This is a genomic window from Mesorhizobium sp. Arg314, from assembly GCF_053714275.1.
In genome coordinates, this window is sequence record NZ_JBSKBP010000039.1 from 1 (window position 1) to 22,312 (window position 22,312).

A 22,312-nucleotide genomic window follows, 5' to 3' on the forward strand; every position below is an offset into this window, starting at 1 on the left:
GAGCTCGACCTCGATATGTCGATGGGCCGCGTCTTCGCCAACCCGCATGTGCGCCAGGATATAGGCCGCGTCGCGCTCGCGCGCGGCCCGCTGATCTACTGCGTCGAGGAAACCGACAATGGCCGTGGGCTGCACCGCGTTGCCTTGCCGCGCACGGCCAGGCTCGAGGCGCATGGGGAGCCGAACCTGCTCGGTGGGATCGTCACGCTTTCGGCCATCGGCAGCAGGGCAGGGGCTGAAAACTGGGGCAGCGATCTCTACCGCTCCGAACCGCCGGCGACGCAGGAGACGAAGCTCAAGGCGGTTCCCTATTTTGCCTGGGACAACCGCGATCCCGGCGAGATGCTGGTATGGCTGAGGGAAGCGTGAGAGCGGCCGGCGCCGCGTCCGCATCGGGCGCGTCCGGCGCGCCCGATCTAGCGCGCGGCTGTGCAGGCCTATTGAATGTCTGTTGACGAATGGAGCCTGCTTCCCTTTTATATCGAATAAGATGATTTAAATCATCATATTTACCATCGGAGGAAATGCATGAAAGCGGCGGTTAGGGCGCATCCGCGTTAGTCTCGAAAATCGATCCGAGGCTCTACGGGTCCTTTATCGGGCATCTTGGGCGGGGCGGTCTACACCGGTATCTATGAGCTCGGTCACGCGACGGCGGATGACAATGTCGCGCAACGCACACTCGTTAGCACCAGCGCTTGCGTGGCATCCATGAACCACACTTTCTCTGCGAAGGAAGGGGTCATGCGTTCGAATCGCGTCGCGTGCGCCAAGTTTTTCAAATAGCTATTGGACGTCAGGCATCTCGAATATTCTCATGTAATTTTCGGGTAACCGGTCGTTCGGGTGCGCCACCAAGGCTGAGCAGTGACTGAAACACTAAAGTTGACGCGTATATACTTGGTCAACTGCCCTGACTGACAGGCGCATCTATGGCCGCAATGCAATCGGCGAAGAGTTCAGGGTTGTCGTCGGCGAGATGCAGAAAAGCATCGAGAATCTGGCCTGGTTGAGTCTTGACGGTTTCAAGATCCACAGCGACCGCCTTGAGTAGCTGGCCGAGTGGTGAACCAAGCGCCGACCTCGCGGATGTACCTAGGGCCAGTTGCACGTGAATTGGCACCAGGGCAAATAGGACCAGCATATGCATTTGTCGAACGAACGCGGCATGTTTTATGAGGCGCTCACTGTCCCCCGACCGCTCGAAGTCATCAAGGGACAGGACCCGCTTGTGGCTTGCGGCCCAACGTTGGCGCCATCCAGCTTCCCTGGGAAACCCGGCGGTGGCGAAATAGGCTAGCGGATCTGCCTCGAGTTTGCGTCTTGAAGGGAAGGCAATAGCATCTCCGACCCGGACGCGCCCGGCACCGAAGGTTTTCGCGCGGATATAAAGCCGCGACGTTTCGGCATGGATCTCGTCGCCGTCCCGGTCGAATTCTCGCTGAAGACCGCCCCAGCGTAAGTAGTCGCTAAGCCTGAAGCCCGCGACCTTGTCATCGAGAATAACCTCTTCGGCTTCCGGCACAAGGAGACCAGCAACGACCGCATCTGTAGCGGCACAGCGGGCCTCGTAACCTGGGTGAGCGGCCTCGAAAGAGAAATCTTCATGCGCCACACCTTCGATCAGATTTCCGGGAGCCATCGCGGCGGCCTTTTGCATCGCCTGCACGTAGTTTTGGTCATAAAGCGTGTCGGCGTCGGCCTGCAGAATCAGGAGTGCGTCCGCGGGTATCCCACGAGCATCTGCCATCTCTTTGGCGAGAAGCACGCCTCGGTGTCGCGGGGGAATATAGCCGCGTTCGAATTCCACGCCCATGATGACGGCGCCGGGGTGCGCTGATCGGATTGCCGCCATCGCGGAAACTGTTCCGTCTGTCGAGCCGTTATCAACCAAGATCAACGTCGTGTCGGGTGGTGGCGTCCGGGTCTGGTCACTGTACCCGAGGGAGGCACAGACTTTCACCAGCGTTGCCGCCTCGTTGAGGCACGGGATGGCAACGGCGGTGTGCATCCTATTTTCCCATCCACGGCCGTGGTGAACGCGGCCCCGCGCTTTCGCTGACCTTGGTGGCCATGGCGAGGGAGGCACGACAGTGTGGCGAACAAGGGACGTGGCTGATTAACGCCTGCCCGGTACGATAGCCTGCCGTTTTAGTGTATGCATGCCTTCCGATGTGCCTACGGGTGCCAATCTTCTCTGACCAAAAGTCGAGATTGGATTCAGTAACTCGTCCCGCCGACCGTATGCAGCACGCCGGATATCCAAGCCAGTGCCCGAGCCTCGCGACGTGGTCGCCGGGACTCCGATCGATCATCATGATGTAGCGAACCAACATAGGGTTTCTAGCCAAAACCAAAAAATCCTCCGTGTCGCGGCAGAAATACAGCGACCGTCCGCGTGCCCATCGGCCTATATCTGCATTGCTGACCGACCCGTTTGTCTCCGTGCGGAGGGCCGGACGAATGCCGAGTTCGACAAGGCGCAAGTCGACGACTGCCGAGGGCTTGAGCCAATGCGGGGGCCGGATCACGGCTTACGTTGCCATCTCATCAGCAGCTGGCTTGCCCCCGCATGCATGTCTATCTCGAATCCTGCTTCCTCAGCTGCCCGGCGTGATGCAAGATTCGACTTGCGCATGTGGGCGTAGACCACGTCGTAAGAGCTTGCCTCGCAAGCCTTCCGGTAGGCGATCCTGCCGATATGCCTGCCTTGGCTCGGCTTGTTCAGGTAGATCTGGATCGAGGCGTGAGGTCCGACGGGCATCTCGTCGATCAAGTTGATGAACACGATGCCGGTGCGCTTGGCATCGACTTCGATCTTCCATGCCTCGCCGCCTGGCCCGCCGCCCCTTTGGGGAGTTCCCTTGGTTCGGGTGAGGAACACTTGGTCAGCGTCAACCGCGCTGAGAGGGAGCTTATGCCTAATCTTGGGCTTCGGAGTTTGCCGCTTGGGGACCCGTCGCGCCTTAGACTTGGGGGAGGCTTTAACGCTCATAGATGCGATCTAGCTGCGGGATCAGTCGCTGCGTCGCCGTGCCCCAAAACTCGGCTGGAAAAAAACCCGGCGAGTAAGCAACAACGATGTCGACCAGCTGTTCTGCGCGTACCATCCGCGCTAATGCGTCGGTGACCTCATCGATCTTGGTCAAGACTTGATTGATGGGAGGATCTAACCTCGCCGCCCGCTGCCCCCAGTCGGTGTCTCCATCATACCGGTTGTTAAAGTAATCCATGTCTATGTGGAGAAGGATGCGCCGATCACCAAGTTCGTCAAGCCATTCGGTAAGGTTGTTTGTCAGACGATAACGGCCGCGGTGTTCGCCGCTTGTTATATCGGACAAACGGATCGCTGGTCGACTGAGGTGCCGATTGATGAGCGTATCCTGAACACTAGTCAGTTCAATGGTAAAATCCTGTGTGGAACTGGCTTTGGGTGGCTGGCAGAGCTGGCGGACCTCGGTGGCGGGAAAGGCGTGCAGGAAGGGTGTCATGAAACTGCCCATCCCAATGGCCCCGCTCTCGATCGCATCAAGGACTGTGTTCGGTTGGTCAAGACGACATGAGCGGCCCGAGATGCTGTCGATCCAAGCCCCGCCTGAGTTAAATAGGCGCGGGCTGCCCAGGTCACGGTGATCGTCGACATGCAGGACGAGAAGTTTTTCGTGCTGAGACACCTGCTGACGGCTAACCCATTCGCTCCAGCTGTGCAGGGTCCAAGTATCGTAGAGCGCGCTAAGAATACGGCCTCGTCGGCGTCGCGCGTGCACCATGGTCGATAGGGTGACGTCGTCGTCCCACCAGGTCAATCCCTCCATTAAGCGGGGATCGACGTGGCGGTCGGCGCCCCCGGGCCAGCGCAGCGTAATGTCCCATCCCGCATGGGTGAGCGTCGCCTCGCCGTCTATGTCGCAGAAATAATCGCGAAGCGCCGCGTGACGCTCGGCCTCCGAGTCGGGTAGATTACCCTTTTGAACACCCGAGATGCTCACGCCGCCTCGGCCATTAGCCCTGCGGCTCTTTGCAGGACAGCCGTGAGGGATCGTCCGGCTTCTGTCAACGGGCACGTCAACAGGGTGGCAAACGCTTCTGCAAGATGTTCGTCGGTGTCTCGCAATTGGTTCGCGGCTCGGTTGTGCAGGCGGGCTGGGCCGGTTTTCAGCACGAAGGCCCAAAACCGCCGCAACTCGACGAAAACGAATACGGCGTGCAGCAGACCGGAAGGGGGACGCAAATCCTCGCGCCAGGGCGAGACTACGCGAATCTCTGTCGGTTCAACCGTCGGCGCAAGGCGCTCGAGCAGATAGAGCTTCTGGTGGCGATGCTCGTGGACAAGCGAATCCGCCAGATCGTAGGGGTCAATCAACCGATCACCCTGCCAAACCGATACGTAGAGTGCTCCAGGGACGGTGTTGTCACTGAAAGAGACGATCTTCTCCGGGTGAGCGAGCGGATCCCTGACAAACTGGATCGCGCGGCAAGCTTGGCGAATCTCAGCAGCAAGCGCCGGGCGCCACCGCTCGATTATTTCAAAGGCCTGCTCGACTACAGGCCGAGCCTGGGCGGCCGCTTCATCATCCTCAAAATAGATCGCATCGCCAAACGGCTTGCGCAGCCATGGGTCGACCGCTGCCACCGCAAGAGAAATCAGTTCTGGGAGCGACCGACTGATCAGCATTGGTAGGTAATCGCCGTCGGCTTCAAGCGGTAGCCCGTCCACGGTACGGACCAAACGGCCTTCAGCTTGGGCGAGGAGCGTACGTTGCCAGGCTACCGCTCCCGGCTGCTGCGCGACTTCTGCCAGTCGGTCAGAATCTGTATCCTCCAGCCGTCGAACCTGGTCGCTCCGTCCGACCGCCAGGTGCGCGGTAGCTCTGATGAATTCGGCCGTCAGCGCCGAGCGTGATGATTGACAAAGGTAAGCCATGGCGTTAGCGCCGCGCTCAGCCAATTCGTAAGCTTCGAAGTCGAAATCCGTGGCGAGCCTCTCGCCTGGCTTGACAGCTTGCCCGAGCAGTTCCTGAACACGCGCCCGAACATGCGCAACGAGCGCAGTCATCTCTCCACAATAGACCGTGGGATTGTTAAAGCCGTTTTCACCGAAACGATGGGGGAGGGAGCCGCCGCCACAGATATCGACTATATCGCACGCTTGGCACGTCACACTGAGGCCTGGCTTGCTAAGCAATTTACGATGAGCAGCCAGATGGTCGGAGGCAGCAATGGTCGCTATCGCGGTATCGGCTACGCCGCCGCCGATTTTGGTTGCTCCATCGCGTGTCACCTTGAGAACATCAAGGTCGTGGTAGCTGCCGTCGGTCTCGATACTGATCAAACTCACATCGCCTAGCCCGAACGCGTCCGTGCCCGAGGGAAGGCCTGCTACGGCGTCAAGCAGAGCTTCAAATGTCCGGATCGAAAGGTGCGGATGTTCGTCGAGCCAAACGTCAAAGGCGCGGCGGAGCCAGGTTTCATAAAGATCTTCCTGTCCGCTGCGGCCGGGAGGTTCCCGCAAGTGATGGGCGTCGGGTAGGAGGAAGTCGAGCTTGGGCACCTGATGGTTACTGAAGAACCCAAGTAGCTCCTCAGGAGCTGTCGTCGGATCTATAACGGCGATAACCCCTGCAAAAATCGCTGGGTGCGCCTTCAGCCTTTCCAACGCGGCCGCGACTTTGCGGAAACTAGACCGCCCCTTCTTCGAAGTCCGATGCTTGTCGTTGGTCGCCTGTGGTCCGTCCAGACTCAACGACACGCTAATGTTCGCTGCCTCAAAAGCCTGCAGTGTCGCTTCCGTGAGCAAGAGGCCATTGGTCTGAAGTCCGATGTCGACCGACGACGGCGTCGCAGCCCTGATCTGAGCGGCAAACGCCACTAGTGTGTCGGCCCCGGCCAGCAGCGGCTCCCCGCCGTGGAAAATCACTGTGCAACGCGGGATCGAAGCCTCAGACAAGTAGTCCGCCAATTTTGTAACAAACGCAGTTCGCGTGTCCGCAGCGATCAGCTTCGGCATGGATCGCCAAGACTGATCGGCATGATGAAAGACATAGCAATAGTCGCAATCGAGATTGCAGCGCGAGGCAACCTTCACCAGAAATGACGTTATCCGTGGAGGCGCCTTGTCAGCAGTCATGAACGGCTATGGCGATGATGCATCCGATCATAGCTAGTGATAACATCGCTTGGCTCAGCCTGCGCTAACACACGGCCTTGCAGCCGCTGGAGCGCTGGATTGGCCTGTTGACCCTTTAATAAGGCAATACGCACGTCCCGATTCGGCGTGGCGGGAGAGGCAGAAAGATCGCGTTGACTTGGATTAGACATTTGAGGCTCCAGCTTTCTCATTGCCATCATAGCATGCCAAAATAAGGAATCTACTAGGTTTAGTCATCAGCATTTCGCTGCGCGTTTGCCTGCGCGAGTGCGTTTTAAGTTTACTTTCGAGAAGTTATAGATGAATCGGCAGACGGATAAATAATAAATAAACTCTATGATAGATTTTATGTCGCCTAGATCGCAAGAGAAAAAAAATATCCGATTGTTCTTTTCAGCCTTAGCACGGTACAAGGTTGAAGCTATGGCAAATGTGACCGCAGAATGAACTGTTTATTTTCCCGACTCAAACCCTGCGGTCCTTCATGATCTTTGTCTGCATCGTCGAGATATTGCAGAAAAAAATATCGCAATTAAAAGTGCCCATTATTCGCGTCAACCCAGGTGATACCCAGGATGGATTCGTCCGTTGGACTTCCAAGTGGTCCGATCCCAGTAAGCGTGAGAGAGCTTTCGATTCAGCTCAAGATTGCAAAATCGGGGTGCGAATGGGGAGACGGACAGCGGGGTACTGGGGCAGTCTTCCTGATTGGGGCCGGCTGTTCGCGATCTGCGGGTATTCCAATGGCGAGCGAAATCGCCAGGGATTTGACGCTGGAATTGGCTAAACTTCAAGCTGCACCGGAAATGGAAAGGCAGAATCCGGCACTTGCGTTGATTTGGCTGGAAGAGCGCGGATATCTCACAGACATTGCTAGGCTGTTACCCGGTTTCGACATTCGAGACCCCAATTGGGGTCGCCTATACGGTTATTTGTTCGAGCAATTTTTTCGGTCAGACAACAAGCAGCGCTCAATTATCAAAGCTGCCATCGATCGCAGTGAGGGCAAAGTGAACTGGGCTCATATTTGCCTTGGAGAGTTGGTGCGCTGCCATTATGCTCATACAGTCCTGACCACCAATTTTGATCAGCTAGTGCTTCAGGGTATCATTCTCACGGGCATGATACCGGTGGTGGCGGACGGTCTATCGGCACTTAGTCGTGTGGCGTCTCGCCCAGACCATCCCCAAGTAGTCCATTTGCACGGGTCGATGTACACATACGAGCTGAGAAATAGCGTAGGTGATACATTCGCTACTCAGGAAGCATTGTCCATGCAGGGGACAATGTTCGGATTGAAAGACGCTGAACTGTTGGTCGTTGTTGGTTATTCCGGCAGCGAGGAGGGGGGCGTTGTTACGCTGCTGGAAAGAGCCTGTTCTGCAATACCTAATTTGATGGTGTTTTGGGTATTGTTCGAGGATTCCATTGAGGCGCTAAATCCGCGGGTTCGAGCAATGCTAGCGGGCAGGAACAAGTTTGCGATTGTAAATCAAGATGCAGACAAGTTTTTTGCGCAGGTGGTCCGCGATCTTGGATTTGGCGCGCCAAGCTGGATGACCGATCCGCTCGCGGTGCTAGACATGCGAAAGCAACTCATTGCCGATCCAGCTGATCCGGTGATCGCGCGTCTCAAGCGTGATTTTGGCCTCGGCATAGGGCGTTTGAGAAATGCGGCAACTCCGAGCGCAAATGATATTATCCTTGAGCGGGCAACAATCGATAGCCTCGGCGGGAGGGATAGCAACGTTGTTCAAGGTGTTTCGGAAGCAATGGCTGCGGCTGATCCCGATGCAGCCAGACTGCGCGCCATCAGTCTCGGTAGGTTGGGCAGCTCAGAAAATGCATCAAACCTGCTGGCGGCGAGTGTCGAGGCCTGGGGCGAATTTTTTAAAGCCGGCGGAGTTGATAACGGCAAGGCACGCGCAATCCTGGCGCAGACTCTCCTTGATCTTGCTGATGCTCCTGGAAACCAAAACGGCCTTCATTCCGATGAGGCTCTTCGGCGAGCGATGGAAGCGTTTCGCGCTGCCACCCAAGAAATCGATCCCACGATGGCGCAATCAGATTGGATCGAGTCAGCTCTTGGGTTTGCCGAATCTGTTGCTGAGCAAGGGGACGAAGGTGCCGCCGAGAATGACCTGACGGCGGCTATTGAAATGCTCGACAGCGTACTCACCATTTTGAGCGGCAGCCCGCAATCTCGTCAAAGGCTTTCAGCTGAAGAGAGGTTGGGAATCCTGCTATGCATGCGGGCCCGGCGAAATGGAGCAGAAGCAGACTTTCGAAGGGCGATCGCCATCCTTGAGGGAATATCGCGACGGGCCGTTGATCCTGAATCTTGGTCCGTCGGCGTCGTCAGAAATCTGGCGTTTGCGTTGCGAGGTTTAGGTGATTTGCTCCAGCCGCACGCGCCTGATGAGGCTACGGCGAGCTACAAGCGCGCTGCACAGCTCTATGAAGCTTCTGCCAAGGCATACCTCAGGGGGCTGCGGGATCTTGATGAGACCGACGCGTTCCTTGCCGCCAGTTGGGCTTTTGAGGAAGCTGAAAAACTTTATCGGGCTTTAGGGGCAGCTGGCGAGGCAGACGCAGTCGAAGCTGAAATCCGGAGAATTCGGGAAGAACTTGAGACGAGAACGCCCGCTTGACCTGGCATCGCCACTTCCGACGATTTCTTTCGGCCCAAACCAGGTGCAACGTTTTTCTGCGATCGAGCTTGAGCAGCTTTTCGACGTTCTGCACCTTCATCGCGCGAACCGAAGCTGGTCGTTCGATAGCGAACGTCTCTCACAGCTCTACCGGCTTGTGCTCCGTGAGCAGGTAAGGCACGACAATGTGACTCCAGACGGAAGAACGTTGCCTGGTTTGTTTGCCAATCTTGGTCAGGATTTTGGACGGATCGAGCCGCACCCGTCTATGGCGAGCGCTTCTTGGTCCGTGATTTTTCAGTTCGCAGCCCGCCCGTCCTGTGCACCTTCGAGTGAGACTTCGGCAAACTCGTCCGAAAGGTGGCAGGGATATGGCGCGGGTTTAGCGCATTGGTGACAGCGAGCCCGAAAAAGCTGGAGCGACTCATACCGAGTGCCGCCGCGTACCGGTCGGCCTCGGCAATCAGGCTTGTCGGCAGGTAGACGTTCACCCTCTCCGACTGATCCGGCGGATCCACGCCTACAATGAAATAAGCCAGCAGATCGCAGCCCTTGGGAAGCACGATCCCATCGATCGGCGTCGGCTCGGGTAGCGACTTGCCGTGCTCGAACAGCAAATCAACCGCTTTCGCCAGCGTGCACTCCGCTTTCTCGATTGTTTCCTCTAGCGATTTTCCACCGGCGACGCTGCCGGGAAAATCGGGAAACCACGCGCCGAACGTTCCCTTAGCACCGCGCTCCAGGACCGCCGGATACAGCTGCTTTTTCATTTCGGCCTCTTCAGAATGCTATTTCATTCACTCAAGGTGTGTCGAATCACACACAAACCTAGCATTGACCGGCTTGCGGCGAAAGGGGGCGGCTGATGGATTGGCATGGCGAACTCAGCACAATCCGGGCGGCCATTAGGCGACAAGTCGCTCACCCCGCTCTTCGTCGGCGGAATTGCCGCTGGCGACCTCGCCGAGAACCTCGGCGTTGCAGCAGGCCGCGAAGCTCACCACATAGCGTCCTGCCCGCGCCATTCCAGTGTGCCGCCATGCCGTTCACTCTTGCTTCAAATCATGTCGGATGTCTGGCGTTTGCCACGCGGGCGCATCCGCTCGGACTCGCGGACGTGGACCGAGCGACGTTCAGTTTCACCCTGCAACTCGCACGGCTCGGCGGGGTCGACGTGGTGAAGCGGGCCGGCGAACGACAGCGGTACTATCCCCGGCGCCAAGGCGCTCTCGCGCAGCGACCGGCACACGTTCAACCTGGTCATGCGCTTCGTCTAGCGCGGAAGAGCTCGCACATCCAGCGCCTCGGCATGATGCCCGGCGACATCCTGCTCTATGGACGACCCAATCCCCGGATATGGTGTCGCCGGCTGCCAACGGCTACTTCAACCTGGGGTTCGACGAGGAAAGGCTGCGCCGCTGGGTGCCCGAACCGGACGTGCTTGTCGGGCAGCGGATCGCGGGCGATTCCACAAGGTGCAGAGCGCTCTCGTCGCTCATCAACCAACTATCGCCGGAATTCGTCGTCGCCCCGCCGTTGCCGGCTGTGGTGCTCGAAGGACAGGTGGGCGCCCTGCTGGCGCTCGGAGCGAGCACCAAGGACACCCCGGGTTTGAACGCCATGATGCCACCGGCACGCTCCTTTCGACCGTCATCGACCGCATCCGCGACCGCGGTCTGCCGGCACAGACTTTGCGCTCGACAGGGCTGAGGAAGCGAATGACGGCGGTGCCCCTGCATGCAGCTACTGATGACCCTGGCTTCGAGCACATCCAAGGCAGCGAATAGGGTCGTTTGGCGGCATCAATCCACTAGCCGGCCGTGAATAAGTCCGGCCGCACAAGAAACGCTGGTCATATTCATCCATCCGCACCGCGTAGGAATGCAACAAAACCGTGTTATGAGTGATTCCCAATCACCACGCGTGGCGGCATTCCGCCCAAAAGGAGATCATGTCCAGTATCGATGGCGGTATTTACGATTTACTCGGGATACTGGCCGTACTTGCCCTCGTCGCCGCCAATGGTTTCTTTGTAGCAGCTGAATTTTCACTTGTGGCGGTTCGCCGCAGCCGCGTGATCGAACTGGTCAATGCCGGAAGGCTCAATGCAAACGCCCTGAAGCGCGCCGTCGATAATCTCGACGCCAACCTCGCGGCCACCCAACTCGGCATCACAATATCCTCGCTCGGGCTAGGCTGGGTCGGCGAACCCGCGCTCGCCCATCTGATCGAGCCGCTGCTGAACGCATTGCCGGGATCGCTGGCAGCATTCAGTTCGCACGCCATCGCGGTCATCATTTCCTTCATTATCATCACCGCGCTACACATCGTGCTGGGCGAACTGGCGCCCAAGAGCCTGGCGCTCCAGCGCAGCGAGGGGACCGCGCTCCGGGTGGTGCGCCCGCTCGGACTGTTCCTGTTCCTGCTGCGCCCAGCAATCATTGGCCTCAACAATCTCGGTAACCTCGTGCTGCAACTCTGTGGGCTGCGGCCGGGAACGGGCGAGGAAGCGCTGCATTCACCCGAGGAACTGAAACTGCTCGTCGCCGCCAGCCAGGAGGCCGGGCTGCTGCATCAGGCGCAGCAGGAACTGGTCGAGCGCGTCTTCAACATAGGCGACCGCCGCATCGCCAACATCATGACGCCGCGCCGCGAAGTCGACTGGATTGACGCCGACGTCAGCCTGGACGAGATGCTTGGCACCATCCGCGACTGCCGCCACGACCAGCTCCTGGTCGGACGCGGCGGCATCGACGAGCCGCTGGGCATGGTCCTAAAGAAGGATCTTCTCGACCAGGTGCTCCACGGCTACGCTTTAAATCCGATGGCCGTCATCCGCGAACCGGTAATCGTGCATAAGAGAACGCCGATATTCCGCGTGCTCGACCAGTTCAAGAGCGCGCCGGTGCGGCTGGCCATCGTCCTCGACGAATATGGCAGCCTGGAAGGGATAGTCACCCAGACCGATCTGCTAGAAGCCATCGCCGGCGACCTGCCGGACATGGAAGGCGAGGCCCCCGACATCGTCGAGCGTGACGACGGCTCGCTGCTGATCGACGGCATGATGCTGGCGCACGATGCCTTCGCACGGCTCGGGTTTCGGCCGGGATCGGCGGACGGCGACTTTCACACCATCGCGGGCTTCGCCCTGTTCCAACTCGGACATCTTCCGGAAACCGGCGAACATTTCTGCTACGAAGGCTGGCGCTTCGAAATCCTCGACATGGACGGAAGGCGCATCGACAAGCTGCTCGTGCGCCGCGAAGCCGCTACATCCACTGCTGCAGCCATTTGAGACCGAAGGCGCCGGGCACCAGTATGCCCGTCGCCCAGATGATCGCTGACGTGATGATGGCGATCTGGAAGATCAGCGTGGGCATCTCGCAGATGCCGCCCTCGAGCAGCGGCACGGAAGCGCGCAACGGGCCTGATAAGCGGCCGACGAACACGCCCGGCCCAGCGTTCGAAGAAGCGATGGCCGCGCGGCAGAACGTCCCGGTAGCGCGTCAGGGGCCAACAGTTCGAAACCCGGTGTCCAAGCCTGGTGCCGATCCAGAAAGACAGCCAGTCGCCCAGGAAGGCGCCGACGATGGCCGCCAGCCACAGCGGCCAGAATGATGCCGCTTTCGCTGATCAGGAAGCCGACGCCGAGCAGGATGACGGTCGCGGGAAGCAGCAGCGAAATGAACGCCAACGACCCCCCAAGGCCAGCACCAGCACCAGCGGCACGTCCCAGGCTTCGTGCTCGCGAATGAAGGCAACCGTCGCTTGCGTGATCTCGGTGAGGCTCATTTCGTGTCTTCCCGCGTTGCCCTTCTGTCGCCCGCCATGACGGTGGCGTCGGCGCAGGCGACTGTCTTGCCGCTCGGTATGAGCCTCCCGAGCTCGCCGGACCGGTGGCCGAATTGGTTTGCCCCGTTGGGCATCCGGTTACCGAGAGGTCGAAACCGGAGGTGTGGCCGCCGCGGTGGCGCACGAATGAGATGAGCATGCATGTGTGCTCTCCTTTTTGCTGGGGAAATGGTCGGGTGAGATGGGTTAGGCAGTGTTTGCCTGCCGGGATAGTGGACGTTGTCGCCTGCTAATGGCCAGCGCATCGCGCCAGAAATGATTTCCGCGTGCTCAGGCGAAGCGCAGCGTCATTTGCAGGTCAAGCAGCAGCGTTTGAGAGAACCTGTTAGCCACCGCCGCTCACCCGCATCGATCGGGCATCCTATGTCCGACCATGCTCGTCACGCTGCTCCCCATTTCGGCCATTGCATGCCCAGCCTCCGGGCTTACGTAGTCGGCAAGCGGGGGCCCTGTGTCAGGGCCGAAGGCTAGTTGGACGTCGCGCCGCCTGAGCTCAGTGGGGCAGCATGGCGATGCAGGTTGCATCTGCCCATAGTCCCCCAGCAGACACAGCCCTATCGTGTGGCCGGATGGGGCTCGGCACGCCCGTGCCGCGGCCGGCCATGGCTTTTCCGTTGATGGACTGTCCGGAGTTGAGGCCCGTTCCCCTTTGGCCGACGCAGCCGTCTTGTCCCGTTCCTGCCCGCTCCTTCGCTGCGCTCCCGTGTTGGGGACAAGCCAGCCCTGCGCGCCGTCTCCTTTGGAACCGTCCTCCGGGACAGAAACCATCAACCAAAGGAAAAGACCATGACCATCAAACGCGACACCCCAACGAAGCCCGAGCCAAAAACTCCGATCTATCACGCCTACACCGTGCGGGACGGCAAGGACGGCCAGAAGAGCTTCTGGACCCGCATTGGCTCCTTCTTCGCCCACGATGACGGCGAAGGTGGAACGCTCCTCCTCGACGCCCTGCCGCTCGAGGGACGCATTGTCCTCCGCGCTCCCAAAGACGAAGAATAGGAGGCGGCATGCAGTTCTTGACCCAAGACCTGCGGAATAAGCTGCTGGCGAATGATCGCCAGCAGCTTCCTCTCCGTGGCATGGGCGGCGAAATCAACTTTGCCCCTGTTGTCAAGCTGTTCACGCCGGATGCCGTTGCGACCTGGCCGCTTATGGAGATCGATCCAGAAGACCCGGATATCGCATTCGGGCTTTGCGACCTTGGGCTGGGGTTCCCAGAGCTCGGCAGCGTCAGCATATCGGATCTGGCTGCCGTCAGAGGTCGCCTTGGTCTGCCGGTCGAACGCGACGGACATTTCCGGGCGGATAAGAAACTAGCGGAGGAATCCGCTTAGCTTTTGGCGACCAAAGGCTGGACGGAATCCCTCATGCTGCCAAACCCAGTATTGGGGGGCCATTAGTGCTGACAGGCAGAGACAATGTCAGCCGCCAGCCCTGCTGAGATATTCTTGTCTGACGCGGATACAGCGGCTATGTCGGTATCACACCTTCCGTGTACTTACCCGCGTCCATCGCCGGCGGCAGCATGGGGTTTGTGCTGTGCCAGGTCGGAGTCCACTGATCTGGCCAGTGTCCCCACATGTTGAGTTGTCCCAAGGCATCGAACAGCCCAAGGTACTGAAAATAGCTCACGCCCTCGACATCCGTGGCGATCGGACAACCAAGTGTCACAACGCGCAGTGCATGGGTTCGCTCCGGCCGTAGCGACTGGATTGCATTCCCGATCTGCAACGCCCCTTTGCTATGCCCGACCAAAAGCTTGAACGGCGCGTCGCGATAGGTCAGGAGGGCATGCAAGATGTCCGACGAACCAGAGCCATGACGAAAGACGGGCGCGCCATGCACAGTCTTGGCGTCGGGTATCGATGCCGAGAAGCGGCGGCCAATGCTTGCGGTCTGCGGCGCGACATTCGCGAGGCCGTTCTGAATCAAGCTTTTCGCATGGAGATAGTCATAGAGGCCGAAACCAAACCAGCCACCAAGCGCCTGAAGAATGACGTCCCCCATGCCGTATCCTGGCACGATGGCGAGCACGGGCTTTTCGAGTGCAAGAGAGATATCCCACGCGAACGCCGCACTTCCAAGCGCGGAACTTCCGACGCCCGTGATCGTCGCGATCTCGACGTCGCGCGTTTCCTGATAGGGCGAGGAGAGAAACAACTCTGCGTTCGTATATTTGTGCACGTAAGGCGCCTTAGTCGCATCGATGAGTAGCAGCGAGCCTTCTGGGTTGCTGAGGGCATCGAACTCGACGATCCGAGAGGGAGTCTTTTCGCCACTGGCGCGCACCGGGGCGTCTTTTTCCGCGAGTTGGGCGGCCAAGGTCGGCACATCATAGAAAATGGCGTCGAGCGCCGTGTTGAACAAACGACAGGCCCGGACAGCGGGCTCAACGAACTGAGGCAGCGGCTCAAACAAATTGAGAAAGGTCTGCTCCGATTGGGTCGGCAGGTTGTCTCCGATCGGCATGGTCAAGCCCTCATCACTATCCATCAGCGTACCCTTGTTTTTGTTGCAGTGCAGCATCAATTGGTACTCGATCGTGAGAAGCGGACGACGAGGCCTACCATACTGCGAATGTGATCGAGACTCGACAGGGGCTCATCCGGGGATCTAGGACGCGAGAACGTCGCTCGCTTGGAGGCGGCGAACCGCTCGAGGCGAATTTGCCGCCTCGTAAACTCGACGACTGAGAGTGGGTACCTGAGTTTACGCCGTCGGATGTCGCGAAAGGGTGGGAACGTATGACAGCGCGGCGAATTTCAGCAACGCTTAAAATGCGAGTTTTTCGAATCTGCCGGTGTTAAGCAATTGCCTAGAATTGAACAGCTCCAACGTGGGCGCAGCCCTTTCACCCCCTTCTAGTTTCAGAATAATCTTATTTGACTTGGTAACGGTTCCTTCAGAGGCCGAATCTAAAGAAGCAGTGCCAATCTTCAAAGAAACAATATGACGCCTCGCGCCAAGCGTATTCTGGGCAAATCAATAGTTGTGACGATAATTGCAATCGTCGCGACCTTTGCACTGTCGTTCACGGCAAGAATTGCCTTGCACATGCCGGTCGATTGGCTGAGTTGGGTGGAGTGCACCCTCATTCCCATCCTGATTGGAATACCCGTCGGCACCTACATCTTCACCCAGTCGGAAACGATCCAGGACACATGTGACCAGTTGGAGAAGTCATATGCCGCCCTGAGAGAGACCCACGACAGGCTGGCGTTCGTCACCAGCCACGACCCGATGACGGGGCTTCTTAGCCGCAGCGGATTCATGGCAAGGATGGACAGGAAGCGCGATGAAGGTGAATACGACACGCTTCTCCTTATAGACCCGGATCACTTCTCCTTGTTCAATGACAGGCACGGACATTCCAAGGGTGACGAGGCCTTGGTTCGAATCGCAAAAGCGCTTGTCTATCTAACGCGCCCTGGCGATTCAATCGGGCGCCTTGGTGGCGAAGAATTCGGGATCCTGCTGCGAGGGATGCACAAAGAGCAGGCGATGACCATGGCGGAGAACATCCGCCGTCTTGTTGAAGGGATGCCCTGGATCAAAGGGCAACACGACGATGTAAAGGTGACTGTCAGCATCGGTGGTGCGGAATTCCCTCCCAATGCAGATACTCAGGATATCCTTCGCACAGCAGGACGATGCCTTTTTGAAGCGAAACGGCGTGGCCGGAACCGCATTTCGTTCGACTTTGAAGCAGCCAAATTGCAAGTCGTGATACCATAGCAGATATGCTTTTGACGGGTATCGCCGCTTTCTCGCTGCGACGGCAAACGGTTCGTTCAGCCGCTGCGTGTGCGCGCCGTCTCTTTCGGCTTCGCAAGGCCGCGGAGGAATTCGATCCGCCGGCAATACCATCTTCATCGTGCCTTTTTCGTTCTCAGAGCAATTTAAAATCCGTCGTTAGGCCGAAACCTGCGCAGGTTCGGCGGGTGCTCCTTCGCGATCCGTATCAGCAGGCGCGTCGCCGTTCTCGCGCAAGTTTTCGATGTGAGCCATGGGCCACGTAAGCAATGTCCGCGGTGAGCCGGTCGATCGCGAATGGGCCGAGGTCATGGAAAGGCATTCGATATCCTTCGTGTTGTCGGACTTTTGGACGCGCCTACCGAAGGCGGTGCGCAGGATCGGTTCGTGCGGGAATCATTTGAGCGATGGCGCGCCCTCACGAATGATCTGCCAAGTGATAGCCCTGCCAGGTTTCCCAATGGCTCATATCGATGAGACTACTGCCTGGAAGGTGATCTGAAGTCATTTGCCCTGACGGAGTTCGAGCAGGTCCTGGACGACGCGGTCACCAGGCACACTGGTTGGCCGGTCTTCATGATGTTGACCCGCGAAGATCTTGCCCCACGCGAGGTCGGGAGAGCCATTGAGGTTTAGCTGCCCCCGGAGAGTGACGGGATCGAATGCAACATCTTTAGCGATCCCGCGCATTGCGACTTTTGGCGTGCCGTACCCTCGGGACGATTGTTCCTGATTCGACTATCAGGAAGACGGTCAGGAGACTTTCCCGTCGGCGAGTGTATTCGATACGAAATTGCCTGTGTGGCGGACGGGCGAGGCGCTTCTTCACGCCGAGCGGCTAGCCGGTCTTATGCGGAAGGACCCGGAAAGCCAGATCACGGTTCGGTTTCGTGCGCTCTATACCGGACTGACCGGCCGGCTTTTGCGGAACTGGGCGAACCCGATCAGTGACCTCATGTTTGAGGGAAGGCCTGCTCGCAGCGACGAGGTCCTGGTCGAAACGGAGGTCTCCGCTGTCGACATCACTTCCCGCCTTGCGGACACTCTGTTTCCTGTGGTGTCTACGAGCGGTTCGGCGTGGTTGGCCTCACCACAAATCGCATCCAGGCGGAGGTCGCATGCCTTCTGAGCAGCAGGATGCGATAGATCGCAGCCAAGTCCGATGTTAGCCGCGCCCCTAAGCTTGCCAGGTGCGATCCCGGCTAAATCTCGCACTCGCCACAACAGCAGTACGTTTTTTAGGACGGAAATATGCAGCAAATGGCGGCTTAAATTTCACGCGCCGGGTCTTTGGTTTCCGGCCGCCTTCGTTCCCGAAGCCACACCCTTGAAGACAGACATCGAGGGCACTTGGTCCAGCATCGAGCACATGTTGTATGGACTATCGAAATTGAAGCCCATGCATTTCTGGTCCACTGCGCAAGCGGTAAGGGGCTTCGCCTGCGAAGGAATGGCGCTGCGCCAAAATTCACCGCGGAGCTCAATCGTGCTGAAATACGATGGCAAAACAGGCAATTTATTGCGTGTCGAACCGAGACTCGTTCGTACAATGGCGCCAACGATCAGGAAACGCCATGAAACCTTTGGAAATAAGGATCGGCGCCGACCGCCGATCGTTGGCCATCGCTTGGGATGACGGCACTCTCTCCGCTATCCATGCGGCACGTTTGCGCAAACTCAGCCGAGCGGCCCTTCAGATCCGGTCCGCCATCGACGGGAGAGAGCATCCTTTCGACGACATCACCATCGTTAGCGCCGAGGCTATCGGTTCGTATGCCATGCGGCTGGTTTTCTCCGATGGTCACGACCGCGGCATCTATCCTTGGCGCTACCTGCGCGAAATCGTCGACACACAAAGTTGAGGAAGACAATGGACCACTTTGTCGATGGGCAAGCCGAAGTCGCTTGCGATGTTCTGGTAATTGGCGGCGGCACAGCTGGCCCGATGGCCGCGTTGAAGGCCAAGCAGCGCAGTCCCGATCTGAACGTCGTGCTGATCGAGAAGGCAAATGTAAAGCGCTCGGGCGCGATCTCGATGGGCATGGACGGGCTCAACAATGCCGTTGTGCCTGGCTATTCCACCCCTGAGCAATACACCAAGGAAATCACGATCGCCAATGACGGCATCGTCGACCAGGCCCCCGTCTTCAAGTATGCGTCGCGTTGTCATGAAATCATCGAGGAGCTGGATCGCTTCGGTATACGCTTTCAGAAGACCGCCAACGGCGATTTCGACTTGAAGAAGGTTCATCACCTCGGAACCTACGTCCTGCCGATGCCGAATGGCGACACGGTAAAAAAGGCGCTTTACCGCCAGCTCCGACGCGAGCGGATTCTGATCTCCAATCGCTACATGGCGACCCGCCTGTTGACCGCGAAGAACGGCCGGATCGCCGGAGCAATCGCGGTGAATACACGCTCCGCCGAATTTCTCGTCGTTCGCGCCAAGACTGTGATCCTCTGCATGGGCGCTGCGGGCCGGCTCGGCTTGCCCCATTCAGGCTACATGTTTGGAACCTATGAGAACCCAACCAATTCGGGTGACGGGTATGCAATGGCTTATCACGTCGGCGCCGCGCTCGCCAATCTCGAGTGTTACCAGATCAACCCGCTGATCAAGGACTACAACGGTCCCGCCTGCGCCTACGTGGCGGGGCCATTCGGGGCCTATACGGCCAACAACCAAGGCAGGCGATTCATCGAGAGCGACTATTGGTCGGGACAGATGATGCAAGAATTTTATAACGAGCTGCAGTCCGGCAAGGGACCGGTTTTCCTGAAGCTCAATCATCTGCATTCCGACACAGTTAGCGAGATCGAAAAGATCCTGCACAAGGTCGAGCGCCCCTCGCGCGGCAGATTCCATCAACGCCGCGGCACCGACTATCGCAACGCGATGATCGAGATGCATATCTCTGAGATCGGCTTCTGTTCAGGCCACAGCGCATCTGGCGTATTCGTGGACGAATATGCTCGCACGACGGTGCCGGGCCTTTACGCAGCAGGCGACATGGCCAGTGTGCCGCACAGCTATATGCTCGGCGCATTCACCAACGGCGCGATTGCTGGAGAACACGCGGCCGACATCGCGGGTGATGTCGACCTGCCGGAATTCGATAGCGATCTGCTCGAGCGTGAGCGCGAACGGGTGCTGGCGCCTACCCGACGCGACGACGGCATTCCGCCCAACCAGCTGGAATACAAGACCCGTCGCCTCGTCAACGACTACCTCCAGCCGCCAAAGGTCACTGCCAAGATGCAGATCGGGCAGAACAGACTTGCCGAGGTGCGAGAGGATCTGGAAACGGCACTTGTCGCCCGCAACGCCCACGAACTCATGCGTTCCCTGGAGGTATCCTCGATCCTGGATTGCGCAGAAATGGCGGCCCATGCCTCGCTCTATCGCACCGAAAGTCGCTGGGGCCTCTACCATAACCGTGTCGATCATCCCGAGAAGGATGACGCGAATTGGTTTTGCCACACGCTGCTGCGCAAGATCGACGGCCGAATGATTTCCCAGAAGCGAGCTGTCCAATCCTACGTTGTTCCTATCGGTGACGAGGAGCGGGCAGCCTACGATCATCTACGTGTTTCCAAAAATGCTTGACCAGGAGAATATATGCCATTCGCGCTTTCGCCTACTGCCGTTCCCGTAGTCGTCGACGATGCCAAATGTATCGCTGACAAGGGCTGCACCGTCTGTGTCGACGTCTGCCCACTAGACGTGCTGCGCATCAGCGATTTGACTGGAAAAGCCTACATGAAATTCGACGAATGCTGGTACTGCATGCCGTGCGAGACAGATTGCCCAACGGGTGCGGTCACCGTGAACATTCCCTACCTGTTGCGCTGAGATGAGAACCCTCGAACCGTTTGAAGACTTCGGCGACATCGACGACATAGTCGAACGCCTCAACGACGCCGACGGCAAAGTGCGGCAACTGGCGGTGATTGATCTCGCCGCTGCCGCACGCCGCGACGTGCTGCCTCATCTTCTGGCCGCAGTCGACGACCCCAATGATGCCGTGCGATTGCAAGTGGCGCTCGCTTTTACCGAGTTCGACTCGAACGAAGCCGCAAGCGGGCTCGTCAAATTGGTAACGGACAAAGACCGCCCCGTCGCGAAGGCAGCGGCTGACGGTCTTGCCGAAATCAAGGATCCGGCAGCAGCGGAACTGATCGGGCCACTGCTCGACCACGAGAGCGCTTTCGTCCGCGCAGCCGCCCTTCGAGGGTTGAGGGGGCTGCGGTCTCCGGGATCGCTCGGTCCGGCGCTTGCTGCAATGCGCGACGACAATCCGGACGTACGTGCTCAGGCGCTTGGCGTTATCGCTTACCTCAAACTGGAGAAGACATTGCCATCCCTGATTGGCGCGACACTTGACCCAGATGCTGGCGTCAGGGCAGTTGCTGCAAGCGCGCTCTCCTTCTCCGGCCAGCCGGCGGCCGCTGCGGCAGTCGCGGCTGTGCTTGGCGACGACAGCTGGCAGGTGCGCGCCGCCGCCGCGGATTCGCTCGGTCAGCTCGGCCAAGCCTCGGTGGTCCATGGACTGACGGCTGCCTTGGATGACGAATACTGGCAGGTCCAACTGAGATGCCTGAATGCGCTTGGCAAGCTCAAGGCCCATGGGGCTGTTGCGGCAATTTCAGGGTCGCTTCGAAGCGAAATTGCAGCCGTGCGCAAGGAGGCGGCCGCCGCGCTTGGCGAAATCGCTGCCCCAGCCTCACGCGAGGCGTTGATGGATCACATCTCCGATGCCGACCCCGACGTCCGCAAGACGGTGCGCTGGGCCCTGGCACGGCTCGGCTAGAACTGTCGAAGGGCGGCGACTGACGCCGTCCTTCGAAACCATGTTCATTAGCTTACGCGGGCGCTCGATGCGAATTTGTCGCGGCTTGACGGTAACCAACCCATCTTTCTGGAAGCGTTTCATCATCATCGTTACCCACTGGCGCGTCGACCCCACCATCGCGGCAATCTGATCATGCGTCACCTTGGCGTTTATGATCACGGCATGCCCGTCACGAACGCCGTGAAGCTCTGCGAGATTCATCAGGAATTGCGCTAGGCGCTCGATCACCGACCGCGTCCCCAGCATCTGCGCCATGGCCGAATAGCATCGGCCCTTTGCGGCCAGCCCCTGCACAAGACAGAGAGCGAAGCCCGGAAGCTCCGCTACGAGCCTCGTGAGCGCGGAGGCAGGCAGGAAGAGGATCTGGCAGTCGCTAAGCGCCTCGCCGGACCAGATGTGAGCGCCTCCGCCAGTCATTTCGGGACCGCCGATAAAATGCCCGGCTGTCCAATAGGCGAGCGTGATTTCCCGCCCCGACGGAGCGGTATAGAAGACCCGAGCCTGACCGCTTTCGATTATGAAAATGCCTCCGTGCCGATCGCCCTGGCTGAAGATCGGCTCACCGGTCGAGAAGGTGAGACGCCGGCCGTGACTGTTGAGCCTTGCCAATTCGTCCGGGTTTAGCGTGTCTAGAAAATGCGCGCCTTCGTCCAGGCCCTCGACGCTTTCGCTCAGGAAGAGTGCCTGGTCACCAGGGAGCAAGGCCTGGCTGGAAAGCACTGGCCGCGGCTCCGGCCTTCGATCCTTAGCCTCCCTCGAGGCCTGCGTTGGCAAGGTCATGATAGATCCTCCATAGATCAGAGTAGAATTATATAAAGTCTATAGAGTATAAAGAAAAATCGTTGCGCATTTTTGCTATTGCTGGAACGATTGTCGCTGTTTGCGCCCGTTGCCCCGGCTGTCGGGTTGCGACTAAGTGTCTGATATAGAGCGATAACGGCATCTCGGTGTGTTCAAAATTTGCTGTCGTGGGGGAAGGGTTCCTTCGCTTGTCCGGGCAAATAATTGCTTATCCCCCTTGCGAGACCGCCTCATAAATCAGTCAGGCACGG

At 58.7% G+C, this 22,312-nt stretch carries 21 protein-coding genes and 1 pseudogene; 11 read left to right on the top strand and 11 right to left on the bottom strand.

Going from position 1 to position 22,312, the window contains the following annotated elements; translation table 11 throughout:
• A pseudogene (locus ACWGS9_RS27855) lies at window positions 1–369 on the top strand (glycoside hydrolase family 127 protein); the annotation flags it as partial.
• Window positions 370–904: 535 nt separating this feature from the next.
• Here ACWGS9_RS27855 and ACWGS9_RS27860 read toward each other — a convergent pair.
• From ACWGS9_RS27860 to yhhA, 5 genes are all read right to left on the bottom strand, one after another.
• Window positions 905–2,011: a glycosyltransferase family 2 protein gene (locus ACWGS9_RS27860; RefSeq protein WP_454508257.1), complete on the bottom strand. Its 1,107-nt coding sequence runs from the start codon at window positions 2,009–2,011 to the stop codon at window positions 905–907.
• Between the two features lie 516 nt (window positions 2,012–2,527).
• Complete coding sequence (locus ACWGS9_RS27865) at window positions 2,528–2,995, bottom strand: GNAT family N-acetyltransferase (protein WP_454508258.1); 468 nt, start codon at window positions 2,993–2,995, stop codon at window positions 2,528–2,530.
• Window positions 2,985–3,989, bottom strand: coding sequence for a hypothetical protein (locus tag ACWGS9_RS27870; protein ID WP_454508259.1), 1,005 nt, complete (start codon window positions 3,987–3,989; stop codon window positions 2,985–2,987). The genes ACWGS9_RS27865 and ACWGS9_RS27870 overlap by 11 nt, the downstream gene beginning before the upstream one ends.
• Window positions 3,986–6,127 carry a cyclophane-forming radical SAM/SPASM peptide maturase YhhB gene (yhhB, locus tag ACWGS9_RS27875; protein WP_454508260.1) on the bottom strand — a complete coding sequence of 714 codons (2,142 nt, stop codon included), beginning with the start codon at window positions 6,125–6,127 and terminating at the stop codon, window positions 3,986–3,988. The genes ACWGS9_RS27870 and yhhB overlap by 4 nt, the downstream gene beginning before the upstream one ends.
• Entirely contained in the window at window positions 6,124–6,348 is a 225-nt protein-coding gene (yhhA, locus tag ACWGS9_RS27880) for a YhhA family cyclophane-containing RiPP (protein ID WP_454508261.1), read from the bottom strand. The genes yhhB and yhhA overlap by 4 nt, the downstream gene beginning before the upstream one ends.
• A 543-nt stretch (window positions 6,349–6,891) precedes the next feature.
• Here yhhA and ACWGS9_RS27885 point away from each other — a divergent pair.
• On the top strand, window positions 6,892–8,799 hold the full coding sequence (locus tag ACWGS9_RS27885) for a hypothetical protein (protein ID WP_454508262.1): 1,908 nt from the start codon (window positions 6,892–6,894) through the stop codon (window positions 8,797–8,799).
• A gap of 266 nt (window positions 8,800–9,065) precedes the next feature.
• On the opposite strand, the gene ACWGS9_RS27890 is transcribed toward ACWGS9_RS27885, so the two are convergent.
• Window positions 9,066–9,569: a type II toxin-antitoxin system HicB family antitoxin gene (locus ACWGS9_RS27890; RefSeq protein ID WP_454508263.1), complete on the bottom strand. Its 504-nt coding sequence runs from the start codon at window positions 9,567–9,569 to the stop codon at window positions 9,066–9,068.
• Between the two features lie 287 nt (window positions 9,570–9,856).
• Window positions 9,857–10,063 (bottom strand): hypothetical protein, encoded by a 207-nt coding sequence (locus ACWGS9_RS27895; RefSeq protein WP_454508264.1) that lies wholly within the window; start codon window positions 10,061–10,063, stop codon window positions 9,857–9,859.
• Window positions 10,064–10,158: 95 nt separating this feature from the next.
• Here ACWGS9_RS27895 and ACWGS9_RS27900 point away from each other — a divergent pair, with 95 nt between their 5' ends.
• A complete protein-coding gene (locus tag ACWGS9_RS27900; RefSeq protein WP_454508265.1) occupies window positions 10,159–10,509 on the top strand; it encodes a hypothetical protein in 351 nt (116 codons plus the stop codon).
• A 241-nt stretch (window positions 10,510–10,750) separates the two neighbouring features.
• Window positions 10,751–12,094 (top strand): hemolysin family protein, encoded by a 1,344-nt coding sequence (locus tag ACWGS9_RS27905; protein ID WP_454508293.1) that lies wholly within the window; start codon window positions 10,751–10,753, stop codon window positions 12,092–12,094.
• On the opposite strand, the gene ACWGS9_RS27910 is transcribed toward ACWGS9_RS27905, so the two are convergent.
• Together ACWGS9_RS27910 and ACWGS9_RS27915 are read right to left on the bottom strand one after the other, a co-directional pair.
• Entirely contained in the window at window positions 12,069–12,248 is a 180-nt protein-coding gene (locus ACWGS9_RS27910; protein WP_454508266.1) for a hypothetical protein, read from the bottom strand. The genes ACWGS9_RS27905 and ACWGS9_RS27910 overlap by 26 nt on opposite strands.
• A gap of 184 nt (window positions 12,249–12,432) precedes the next feature.
• Window positions 12,433–12,591, bottom strand: a complete 159-nt coding sequence (locus ACWGS9_RS27915) for a hypothetical protein (RefSeq protein ID WP_454508267.1) — start codon at window positions 12,589–12,591, stop codon at window positions 12,433–12,435.
• Between the two features lie 846 nt (window positions 12,592–13,437).
• On the opposite strand from ACWGS9_RS27915, the gene ACWGS9_RS27920 reads away from it, so the two are divergent.
• Window positions 13,438–13,653, top strand: a complete 216-nt coding sequence (locus tag ACWGS9_RS27920; protein ID WP_454508268.1) for a hypothetical protein — start codon at window positions 13,438–13,440, stop codon at window positions 13,651–13,653.
• Between the two features lie 8 nt (window positions 13,654–13,661).
• Window positions 13,662–13,988 carry a DUF2958 domain-containing protein gene (locus ACWGS9_RS27925; protein ID WP_454508269.1) on the top strand — a complete coding sequence of 109 codons (327 nt, stop codon included), beginning with the start codon at window positions 13,662–13,664 and terminating at the stop codon, window positions 13,986–13,988.
• A gap of 136 nt (window positions 13,989–14,124) precedes the next feature.
• On the opposite strand, the gene ACWGS9_RS27930 is transcribed toward ACWGS9_RS27925, so the two are convergent.
• Window positions 14,125–15,180 carry a hypothetical protein gene (locus ACWGS9_RS27930; protein ID WP_454508270.1) on the bottom strand — a complete coding sequence of 352 codons (1,056 nt, stop codon included), beginning with the start codon at window positions 15,178–15,180 and terminating at the stop codon, window positions 14,125–14,127.
• Between the two features lie 423 nt (window positions 15,181–15,603).
• On the opposite strand from ACWGS9_RS27930, the gene ACWGS9_RS27935 reads away from it, so the two are divergent.
• The 5 genes from ACWGS9_RS27935 (at window position 15,604) to ACWGS9_RS27955 (ending at window position 21,218) form a co-directional block, all read left to right on the top strand.
• Entirely contained in the window at window positions 15,604–16,389 is a 786-nt protein-coding gene (locus ACWGS9_RS27935; RefSeq protein WP_454508271.1) for a GGDEF domain-containing protein, read from the top strand.
• Window positions 16,390–17,981: 1,592 nt separating this feature from the next.
• Window positions 17,982–18,269, top strand: a complete 288-nt coding sequence (locus ACWGS9_RS27940) for a DUF971 domain-containing protein (protein WP_454508272.1) — start codon at window positions 17,982–17,984, stop codon at window positions 18,267–18,269.
• 8 nt (window positions 18,270–18,277) lie between these two features.
• Window positions 18,278–20,014: a fumarate reductase/succinate dehydrogenase flavoprotein subunit gene (locus tag ACWGS9_RS27945; protein ID WP_454508273.1), complete on the top strand. Its 1,737-nt coding sequence runs from the start codon at window positions 18,278–18,280 to the stop codon at window positions 20,012–20,014.
• Between the two features lie 12 nt (window positions 20,015–20,026).
• Entirely contained in the window at window positions 20,027–20,260 is a 234-nt protein-coding gene (locus ACWGS9_RS27950; RefSeq protein ID WP_454508274.1) for a 4Fe-4S dicluster domain-containing protein, read from the top strand.
• A 1-nt stretch (window position 20,261) separates the two neighbouring features.
• Window positions 20,262–21,218 carry a HEAT repeat domain-containing protein gene (locus tag ACWGS9_RS27955; RefSeq protein WP_454508275.1) on the top strand — a complete coding sequence of 319 codons (957 nt, stop codon included), beginning with the start codon at window positions 20,262–20,264 and terminating at the stop codon, window positions 21,216–21,218.
• On the opposite strand, the gene ACWGS9_RS27960 is transcribed toward ACWGS9_RS27955, so the two are convergent.
• Window positions 21,132–22,040, bottom strand: coding sequence for a Crp/Fnr family transcriptional regulator (locus tag ACWGS9_RS27960; RefSeq protein WP_454508276.1), 909 nt, complete (start codon window positions 22,038–22,040; stop codon window positions 21,132–21,134). The two genes, ACWGS9_RS27955 and ACWGS9_RS27960, sit on opposite strands and share 87 nt — an antisense overlap.
• Window positions 22,041–22,312 lie beyond the last annotated feature (272 nt).